The sequence below is a fragment of the Salinisphaera sp. SWV1 genome, assembly GCF_052044155.1.
In the GTDB taxonomy this organism is placed as follows: Bacteria; Pseudomonadota; Gammaproteobacteria; order Nevskiales; family Salinisphaeraceae; genus Salinisphaera.
The window spans coordinates 1-2,370 of the sequence record NZ_JBQDYE010000083.1 but is presented as its reverse complement, the minus strand read 5'-3'; the positions used below and the strand labels follow the sequence as shown (position 1 = coordinate 2,370).

The window sequence follows — 2,370 nt, the reverse complement described above, 5'->3', positions numbered from 1 at the left end:
CACTTATTCAGGCGTAGCAACCAGGCGTTTAAGGGCACCAATAACTGCCTTAAAAAAATTACGCCCCGCCCTGCCACTCATCGCAGTACTGTTGTAATTCATTAAGCATTCTGCCGACATGGAAGCCATCACAAACGGCATGATGAACCTGAATCGCCAGCGGCATCAGCACCTTGTCGCCTTGCGTATAATATTTGCCCATGGTGAAAACGGGGGCGAAGAAGTTGTCCATATTGGCCACGTTTAAATCAAAACTGGTGAAACTCACCCAGGGATTGGCTGAGACGAAAAACATATTCTCAATAAACCCTTTAGGGAAATAGGCCAGGTTTTCACCGTAACACGCCACATCTTGCGAATATATGTGTAGAAACTGCCGGAAATCGTCGTGGTATTCACTCCAGAGCGATGAAAACGTTTCAGTTTGCTCATGGAAAACGGTGTAACAAGGGTGAACACTATCCCATATCACCAGCTCACCGTCTTTCATTGCCATACGGAATTCCGGATGAGCATTCATCAGGCGGGCAAGAATGTGAATAAAGGCCGGATAAAACTTGTGCTTATTTTTCTTTACGGTCTTTAAAAAGGCCGTAATATCCAGCTGAACGGTCTGGTTATAGGTACATTGAGCAACTGACTGAAATGCCTCAAAATGTTCTTTACGATGCCATTGGGATATATCAACGGTGGTATATCCAGTGATTTTTTTCTCCATTTTAGCTTCCTTAGCTCCTGAAAATCTCGATAACTCAAAAAATACGCCCGGTAGTGATCTTATTTCATTATGGTGAAAGTTGGAACCTCTTACGTGCCGATCAACGTCTCATTTTCGCCAAAAGTTGGCCCAGGGCTTCCCGGTATCAACAGGGACACCAGGATTTATTATTCTGCGAAGTGATCTTCCGTCACAGGTATTTATTCGGCGCAAAGTGCGTCGGGTGATGCTGCCAACTTACTGATTTAGTGTATGATGGTGTTTTTGAGGTGCTCCAGTGGCTTCTGTTTCTATCAGCTGTCCCTCCTGTTCAGCTACTGACGGGGTGGTGCGTAACGGCAAAAGCACCGCCGGACATCAGCGCTATCTCTGCTCTCACTGCCGTAAAACATGGCAACTGCAGTTCACTTACACCGCTTCTCAACCCGGTACGCACCAGAAAATCATTGATATGGCCATGAATGGCGTTGGATGCCGGGCAACTGCCCGCATTATGGGCGTTGGCCTCAACACGATTTTACGTCACTTAAAAAACTCAGGCCGCAGTCGGTAACCTCGCGCATACAGCCGGGCAGTGACGTCATCGTCTGCGCGGAAATGGACGAACAGTGGGGCTATGTCGGGGCTAAATCGCGCCAGCGCTGGCTGTTTTACGCGTATGACAGTCTCCGGAAGACGGTTGTTGCGCACGTATTCGGTGAACGCACTATGGCGACGCTGGGGCGTCTTATGAGCCTGCTGTCACCCTTTGACGTGGTGATATGGATGACGGATGGCTGGCCGCTGTATGAATCCCGCCTGAAGGGAAAGCTGCACGTAATCAGCAAGCGATATACGCAGCGAATTGAGCGGCATAACCTGAATCTGAGGCAGCACCTGGCACGGCTGGGACGGAAGTCGCTGTCGTTCTCAAAATCGGTGGAGCTGCATGACAAAGTCATCGGGCATTATCTGAACATAAAACACTATCAATAAGTTGGAGTCATTACCCATGTTCATCACTGGTCTTTCCGAAAGGCTGTAAGAAATAACTTCGTTGTTGAAGAGATCTATTACTGGAGACAAATACAGCTTGCGCCCATTGACTGCAAATTCAGTAACATCGGTAACCCACTTCTCGTTTGGCCGCGTAGCCTTGAAATCTCTTTGGAGAACATTAGGGGCGGTTTGCCCTACCTCTCCTCTGTAAGAGCGGTATCGCTTGACCTTAATCGCTGCTTTAAGTGAGAGGGTTCCCATCAGGCGCTGAACAGCTTTATGGTTAATCTGTTTCCCTTCTCGATGAAGAGACAGCGTTACCCTACGGTATCCGTATCGGCCTCTATTCTCGTGATAAATCTCACTAATACGCTTTTTAACGTCCGCATACTTGTCAGGCTTGCTGAGAGCCTTTAGATGATAATAAAACGTACTGCGCGGTATCTCCGCAGCCCTGAGAAGCTCATCAAGAGGATAAAACTGCCTTAGCTCGTTGAGTACTTTCACTTTTTCGTGGGATGAGCTAAGGCTTTCAGCTTTTTTAGATACATAAGCCGCGTTTCAAGAAATCGAACTTGCCTTTCAAGATCCTCAATGCGTCGGTCTTTTGACAGCTCCAATGCTGATGCCGCTTTTTCTGGATCAACTGATATTGCAATGTTTCTTTTGGTGCC

2 protein-coding genes and 1 pseudogene are annotated in these 2,370 nt (G+C 47.6%); 1 reads left to right on the top strand and 2 read right to left on the bottom strand.

The window, feature by feature from the left end; all coding sequences use genetic code 11:
• Positions 1-58: 58 nt before the first annotated feature.
• Positions 59-718, bottom strand: a complete 660-nt coding sequence (locus ACS8YF_RS19450; protein WP_000412211.1) for a type A-1 chloramphenicol O-acetyltransferase — start codon at positions 716-718, stop codon at positions 59-61.
• A gap of 277 nt (positions 719-995) precedes the next feature.
• Here ACS8YF_RS19450 and ACS8YF_RS19445 point away from each other — a divergent pair.
• A protein-coding gene (locus tag ACS8YF_RS19445) for an IS1-like element IS1A family transposase (RefSeq protein ID WP_094096600.1) occupies positions 996-1,693 on the top strand; the annotation gives its coding sequence in 2 pieces (ribosomal slippage) (positions 996-1,245 and positions 1,245-1,693; 699 coding nt in all).
• Between the two features lie 15 nt (positions 1,694-1,708).
• Here the strand turns inward: ACS8YF_RS19445 and ACS8YF_RS19440 are convergent.
• A pseudogene (locus tag ACS8YF_RS19440) lies at positions 1,709-2,370 on the bottom strand (IS3-like element IS150 family transposase); the annotation flags it as partial.